General features: G+C 44.0%; 7 protein-coding genes. 1 reads left to right on the top strand and 6 read right to left on the bottom strand.

The window, feature by feature from the left end:
* Positions 1-479: 479 nt before the first annotated feature.
* Positions 480-1,217: an endonuclease/exonuclease/phosphatase family protein gene (locus T494_RS0111465; protein ID WP_028506402.1), complete on the bottom strand. Its 738-nt coding sequence runs from the start codon at positions 1,215-1,217 to the stop codon at positions 480-482.
* A 418-nt stretch (positions 1,218-1,635) separates the two neighbouring features.
* Between T494_RS0111465 and T494_RS0111455 the strand changes: the two genes are divergently transcribed.
* On the top strand, positions 1,636-2,052 hold the full coding sequence (locus tag T494_RS0111455) for a hypothetical protein (RefSeq protein ID WP_028506403.1): 417 nt from the start codon (positions 1,636-1,638) through the stop codon (positions 2,050-2,052).
* A gap of 634 nt (positions 2,053-2,686) precedes the next feature.
* On the opposite strand, the gene T494_RS13545 is transcribed toward T494_RS0111455, so the two are convergent.
* From T494_RS13545 to T494_RS13095, 5 genes are all read right to left on the bottom strand, one after another.
* Complete coding sequence (locus T494_RS13545; RefSeq protein ID WP_242836445.1) at positions 2,687-3,736, bottom strand: GGDEF domain-containing protein; 1,050 nt, start codon at positions 3,734-3,736, stop codon at positions 2,687-2,689.
* A gap of 216 nt (positions 3,737-3,952) precedes the next feature.
* A complete protein-coding gene (locus T494_RS0111445; protein ID WP_155984119.1) occupies positions 3,953-5,221 on the bottom strand; it encodes a hypothetical protein in 1,269 nt (422 codons plus the stop codon).
* 201 nt (positions 5,222-5,422) lie between these two features.
* Positions 5,423-5,857 carry a flavodoxin gene (locus tag T494_RS13100; protein ID WP_051540398.1) on the bottom strand — a complete coding sequence of 145 codons (435 nt, stop codon included), beginning with the start codon at positions 5,855-5,857 and terminating at the stop codon, positions 5,423-5,425.
* A 394-nt stretch (positions 5,858-6,251) separates the two neighbouring features.
* A complete protein-coding gene (locus T494_RS0111435; protein ID WP_028506406.1) occupies positions 6,252-6,674 on the bottom strand; it encodes a hypothetical protein in 423 nt (140 codons plus the stop codon).
* Between the two features lie 174 nt (positions 6,675-6,848).
* Positions 6,849-7,186: hypothetical protein (locus tag T494_RS13095; RefSeq protein WP_037344802.1), on the bottom strand; the 338-nt coding region annotated here is incomplete at its 5' end.

Below are 7,186 nucleotides of genomic sequence, written 5' to 3'. Positions count from 1 at the left end.
TTTAACAATGGACTCGCAGCAAGCCCTCAGAAGCTTATACCAGCCTCCGCCGCATTCAAAGCCCCATTTTCTGTAGATATTGGAGCCGTCACTATTCGAATCCTGTCTCATAAAGGGGAACTCACGCTCTAAAAGCAGTTGCCATTTCGGGGTACTAACTAATTCCCCATTCCTAACAAGCAGCAAAAAAATCAATCCCTTCTTTATAAACAAATTCTGTTCAGTTTCTACAACTTAAAGAACAGTATAACCATCGCGTGATTTATTTCCAGCCTTGCAAATGTTGGGATAAAGACCAGCCGAAACATCCTCGAAAAATTTCCTACTTATTAACCCTGACCACCCCGCCCCACACTCAAGCTTCCTGTAAGCAGTTTCATCACCGATCTCATAGCGCCGCATAAACGTGAAATCCTTCTGGATCAGCACCGCCCATCGGGGTATGCTATGAAGCTCCCCGTGTATAATTACCAACATGATCAGATCGTCTCTAATGTGATAATACCATGATCTGAGAGCCACTTTAGGGGTTTCTTATCATACTCGATGCTCAACGGAAGGAAGTTGGACCATGCCTGGGAATTTAAGAAGAAATGGTCGATGCCTTCAGCGTTCCAGTTCTTTCTGAAAGGAATCGTTTCAGCAGCTTCGCAAATTGCTCCAAGCCGTTTAGTATGCTCCCCATCCAAATTCTCCTGAAAGTCACCAGCCAGTATTAATGGCTGCTCAGTAGTATTATTTACCGCATTGATAACCTCATCAAAGAGCTTCTCCCTAAGCTCAATTCTTTTATTTACATACCAATTTGGTTTATGACCATGAATCGCCGTTTGGACCATATAGCAATTCATTATAGTCAGCTGCGGCAAAAATCTGTTGTTAAAAATTCTGACATAGCTAACCCGATTGGGCAGGCAGCAAGGAAACTCAAGGACTTTGTATGCAATTGAATTTTTTACCAATGTCACACAAATTAAACTTTTAAAGTGTGTAAGATGATCGAAGCCTGCAGGTGTGATAATGCTGTAATTAGGAAAGAATTCCTGTATTGTTTTAAGATGTTTTTCATTCTGCCCAGCAATAACCTCCTGCAGAGCTATAATCTCCGGCTCGTTATATTTATGGGATATATATTGAGCCAGCTCCTCAATTTTCTGTTTCTGAGTGAGTGGAACTGTTGAACACCAGCTATTCAGATTAAACGATACTATTCTCATATTTTAAGCTCCTTTCTTTTTTTAGTCGGGATTGTATGCATCTAAAAAATCTTCGAGCGTCCAATCTTCATCAAGCCCCAAAAAGTCTTCCAAGAAGTCATAATCAATATCTTCCATGTCGTCACCTCCCTTCAATAATACTAAAGCACATTCCATACGGAAAGCTTGTGTACTTTGCTTTAGTATATCACATCAGCCTAAAGCTGTCAAGGGGTTTTATCATTTTTTTATTATAACACTTCAGATTCTGTCCATATTCACTGCGACCCGCCGCTGTGAGCATTGAAACAAGAGCACAGATTCTAAGCCACAATGAGCGCTCTGGCACAGTGGTACCCCACTTGACGTATTAGAAGTAACATGATATTATATAAATAAAGCATTTGATATATGCTTTATTTATTGTGAGGTGAATTTAATGGGTAAAAAAATCAAATTACAGTTATGCTTAACAGAAGCTCTTTATGCTGAATTGCTTACAGAAGCACAGCAGAAAGGCATCTCCTGCCCGGCGGTGTTGATTGAACTCCTTGCAGAGCGCTATGGCAAGACCGACAAGGACTTTGAATCTGATATAACCAAAAAGGTTCTGGACGAATTCAGAGCATTTTCTGAAAAGGTCGAATTTGATAAAGAGTTTTCGATATTTGATGCATCGCCTACGTTTGCCGAGAGCAGAGACTATCGTTCTCTCCTTGGCAAAAAAATTGCGATATATGTAGCAGACGAATTCTTTCCAGGAGTGACCGCATCGAGATCTCGCACAGGAAATATACGAAGACGCTCAAATGGGGCAGCACTTTATATTAAGAGATCGAATGACAGTAAAGACTAGGACTATTTTGACAAATTATCTAATGAATTAATACAACTCCAACCTGTCTAAATTTCTGACAAATGGAGTTGTGCTTTTCATTTACTTTATTATATAATGATGTAGAACTATGTTATCTACATCATAATTTTACACTGTCGTTTCACCACCCTCAGGTGCTAGTGTTCGCAAGGACGTGTGGGTTCAAGTCCCTTCACCTGCACCATCATCTGTTAACAAAAAAGATGACAAGGGCTCAAATGACGTAGATGCGTCGTTTGAGCCTCTTGCTTTGTCAAATTTTTTTTATATCTTAACCGAGGATGACATTTTAATAAAAACGCAGTCCAACGGGACTTGAACCCATACATCACCGAATATTATCAAACAAATTACCGTTATGGGCTTCGGCTTCTTTATGATGGCAAGGAAGAGCATATGGGTGCCCTGTGTTATCCTTGCGGCGGTATGGCTGTGCCATATCATTTATTTCTGTTTCAGGGTCAGGACAATACAGCCCGGTGAAGATCAATAAGCACAAAGCCTAAAAACGGCGTATCTCTTACCCTCCCTTCGGCAGGAGAGATACACCGTTCTTTTTTCCGGTATTTCTGGATTATAACGAGCACATCCGGTCAGGTCTCTGCTGCTTATCTCACCTGACTTTGAGGCTTGCTTTTCCTCGCTCTTTATAAAAGCGCTCTTTCATGGCATACATCATCATATCAGACTCTTTGAGCATATCATCCACAGGCTTTTTACCGTCCGGTGAATAGCTATATCCTACAGAGCAATGATATTTTGTTTCGCTGACATTTGTCTCGATGCGCCGGATCAGATCCATCATTTCGTCTTGCCGGGCTTTCCGGCAAAGAATAACGAACTCGTCACCGCCTATCCTGTAGCCGAACTGTCTGCTTTTCAGCGCTCTGCGAAAGCAAAGTGCCAGCGTTACCAGCGCTTCATCTCCGGCAGCATGACCCTGAGTGTCGTTTATGACCTTCAGTCCGTTCATATCAATAGATATCATGGCTGTGATCTCCTCAGGATTCTTGCAGATATCTGCATTGTAGGCGTGCCGGTTGAGGAGCCCTGTCAGAGAGTCTTTTTTTGTCTGCTGCAGGATCTCGAAAACGTAATATACGAACAGCGCTATGGCGATAGTAGAGCAGAAGATCTTGGAGAAATCGCTTCCGAATACAAATGGGAAGATTAGATCAGAAAGCAGGGCGAGGCTGAGGAAGGCAATGGGAACGATCTCCATCAATTTCATGTTGCATCTTTTGAAAAGGAAATAGACCAGAGCAGCGCAATACGCCCCGGCAACAATGAAAGGCAGATATCCCAGCGGGCCGCGGGAAAAGGTGTTATTCTCGTCTATCCTTAAGACGATCCCTGTAAATATCGAAACGAAGTCGATGACAGTGAGTATGATCGAGGGGATGAAGATATACAAAGTCTGTTTCTTCACAAGTGTATAGATGATCTGCGAAATAATAAAGGGCGTCGCACTGTATCTAATCGCCATCAGAATGCTGCGTAGGGTCCTGTATTCGACCTGCGCTGTGCAGTTGAACTCTACAAATACGACAAGAGAGAGCAAATACACGCCGATTATCAGAACATACATACGCTTGATCGTTTTTTCATCCCAGAAGACCGTGATCCGGAGCGCTATCGCAAACGCCGCCAAAACCAGTATCAAAGACCAGTTCTGAAGCAAATATTCTTTTATCATGAGATATCCTTTCACAATAATGTGATCAGTTTATTATACTGTTAGTTATTCACATAGCCTTCTTATGAGAGCAGGCCGAGTGTATCCTGTATAATTATAGTATAGCATATATATCCGCAAATTGCAATAGGCCTGTGCCATTATATATGGGCACTTTCTGATCCTCCGGATGCTGCTGAAGAGTCACTCGCTCCAGAGGAGCTTTATGTTCGGAAGGGTCAGTTTCATAACATCCTGTATCTCGTAGGCGACTCCGTTATCTTTCAACTCCTGCAAAAAGCCGTTTACATAGACAGGATCGGAAAAAGGCTGGATAATATCAAAGATGAACCTCCCGTTCACAGCAGAGATCTCAATGATTATACCCCTGTCAGGGCATCGTGTCCATGTTCTGAAATCGCGGATATACTTCTCCGCATCGCCGAATCCGGCCTTACCGACATAGCTTATCACAGCTGTCATGTTCCTGTTCAGCATTTCATCGGCAGCAGACATTGCATCAAGGCGCTGCTGATCTGTCTCCATATTTTCCAGCATCTCTATGATCGAGACAGCAGCCTTCGCCCCGGAAAGGATCGTTTCGTCACAGGACTGTTCAAAACCCCTCCTGCGGAATTCCTGCACCTGCCGGTCTATGGGGAGGCTTCGCAATCCATCATCGTATTCCAGCATTGAAAATCCCACAAGGCTTTGGTGCGCTGCGGGAGCCCTGAAGGCTTTTCTCTGATTTACACACAGGATGCTCCTGATCGGTGCATCCGCATCCGGATTTAATTTTGCAACAGCACGGCTCAGCAGCAGCGCTGTCATCGTCCCCGGGCTGCCCTTATGCTTTGCGTTGAAGCTCATGAACTCCGCCTCGGAGAGGGCTATGCTGTAAACAGTTTTACTGCGGTCGTTCCGAAGCTGGAGAACCCCGGTCAGATCGAGAGCCGGAGCCATTTCCGACGGCTGAGGAGCAGGAAATTCTCTCACTGCTGCAACAGGATCATCCCATTCCTCGGCAGAGATAACATCCCCCGCAAGACGAATGCCCTCTCTGCTCAGCTTCTCATCATATCTGGCTGAGCAATAATAGTAAAGCAGCGTGCGAATGACCTCGTATGCACCTATACCGTCTGTAAGGCCGTGAAACAGGTCCAGAACTATCCGGTCACCCTCGGCGGAGAACGCGATCATGTGGTAGTTCGAGCTTTCAGAATTCAGCTCCGTACCCTTAAGGGTATCGCTGATAACGACAGGCTGAGTGTTCTCCGCAAATACATACTGCCTGCCCTTTTTCCTTAGCCGGACGCAGAAATAGGGGTAACGCTGCATGGTCATATCCACAGCCTTCCGCAATACAGAACGGTCGATCGGGTCGCGCAACCGTATCATCATTCTTATCGCGTGAGGGTCATCTCTCCTTGTGGAATAAAGCGTCTGTAATGCTATGGATAGTTTCTGTTCCATACGTCACTTCTTCTTTCGTTTGTTCCTGCCGCTCGGGAAATGGCTTGCTTATATTTATTATATCACAGATCTTCCTGTTTTTCAACCCATAGGAAAAAAGCGCCCGCACTCTGACGGACGCTCCATGCGTTACTATATATCTTCTTATAGCTCCTCTTTACTGAAAGCGGAAAGCCTGATATGATCTGAAATGGTCTGTTCTCATTTTTGCAGTTGCTTTTTTACATACTCCCTTATGCTGCTTTCCTCGCCTGTAACAGAGCCGCCTCTTACAGACAGAGCCTTGACAACCTTGGCATCCGGCTCAAGCTCTCTGATAGTATTAACTGTCGATGAGAAACCGCTGCCCTCGTGAGTCACGAATACATAGATATTCTTCCCTGCGAGATCGTATTTCTCGAAGAAGGTGTATACTGGCACAGGCAGGTCTGTCCACCAATTCGGAAAGGCAAGCCAGATAGTGTCACATTCCTTGAGATCAGTAAAATCGCTTTTCAGTTCAGGGCGCTTGCTGTCCGCCTGTTCCTGCTTTGCCAGATCAACTGTGGCATTGTAATCAACAGGATAGCTTTCCTCCGAAACTATCTCATAAGCTTTGCAAGGTAAGTGGAGATGGTAAATAAAAAAACTCGTCAATATTTTCGTTAATAAGTCACACGAAAGCCCGTATTTACGGGCTTTTTTTCATTTATATACCAATGGCCAAAGGGCAGATCACTTGTAACAATTACATCAGCTATGTTTGTGCGTCTGCCAAGACTTAACGTATTTACGCGGTTTGCGGGACGTTGGTATTGACGTATCAGGGTTGAGCACCGATGCGTCTGCCGAGTTTAATATTTCGATATACACAAAACGGGCGATGAATTATATCATCGCCCATTGCTATTAGTTTGGTAAATAGTTTCTTTGAAATCAACTGAACCTAAACATAGACAAGCAATATAACCAATGCAGGCTGACCGCTCGCTTTTATTCTTCAATCGCCAAAAATCCCTGCTCAAAAGCTCCCGGGAACTGGAATTTCTTATCAATGCCATTGAACACAACAACGATCATTCCGCCGTCTATTCTCTTGACCTGACCGAGCCCGAAGGCTGATGTCAGATATGGTATCCTGGGCTAGTACATCTTTCAGGAACTCAGTGAAGTTATCAAGTGCCTCCTGTCTCTTTTTGCAGACTAGGTTATATTGCTTAAGCTCCTTATTCTTCTTGTCCAGCTCTTTGACCTCTTTTTCCTTCTTGTTGATCATCTTGTCATAGAGCTCTTTCCTGCCGAGGTCGTTAAGTCTCTCCATTATCAGATTCTCAATATCCTCGTTTAGCTTTTCTATCTTTTGCTCATTTTCTTGTATCTTCTTATCGTATGCCGGCTTTTTTCTTTGCCATTCTCTGACGATATGCTCATACTTCTTACTCTCACCTAGAATATGCTTATACCATGAATTCATCACGCCTGTGCAGATGATTATGAAGTCCCGAATGTTCCAGAACCACAGCTTAACATTGGCTCTCAGGTTTCAGAGCAGAAATATTTTTTCAATTTGCACCTCCAAAACAAAAACAGCCGGGTTTTATCCCGACTGTAGCTACATAGTCTAAATTTACGGCATTGTGATCTCACCTTACAGATCCTCGTATCTGAGACCGCACAGATGATACTCCTCATCTCTCATGATCTCAAATGGAATGTTGGCTTGTTCAAGCTCGCACAGCAGTGCTTCAAAAAGCTCCCTTGAAGAATTGTGCTGACCTAATGCGACAAAGAAGCTGTGATTTATGCATGCGATCTCGGACATAACATCAACTGCGCATACTTCCGCAAGGAAATAAAGCTCTTTGATATAGGGGTCAAGAGGACCAAAGCTGCGGCTGTTCACATAGGATACCGACGCAGTCCAGCGGCTTGCTGATGCGGCTTTAGGAAGAATATCCAGTTTCATTTGCAGCGGCATCGCCTTCA

The sequence above is a fragment of the Ruminococcus sp. FC2018 genome (genome assembly GCF_000621805.1).
Taxonomy (GTDB): Bacteria; Bacillota; Clostridia; order Oscillospirales; family Ruminococcaceae; genus Hominimerdicola.
Note: the sequence above shows the minus strand (reverse complement) of the source record. Positions and strands in the feature narration are given on the sequence as shown.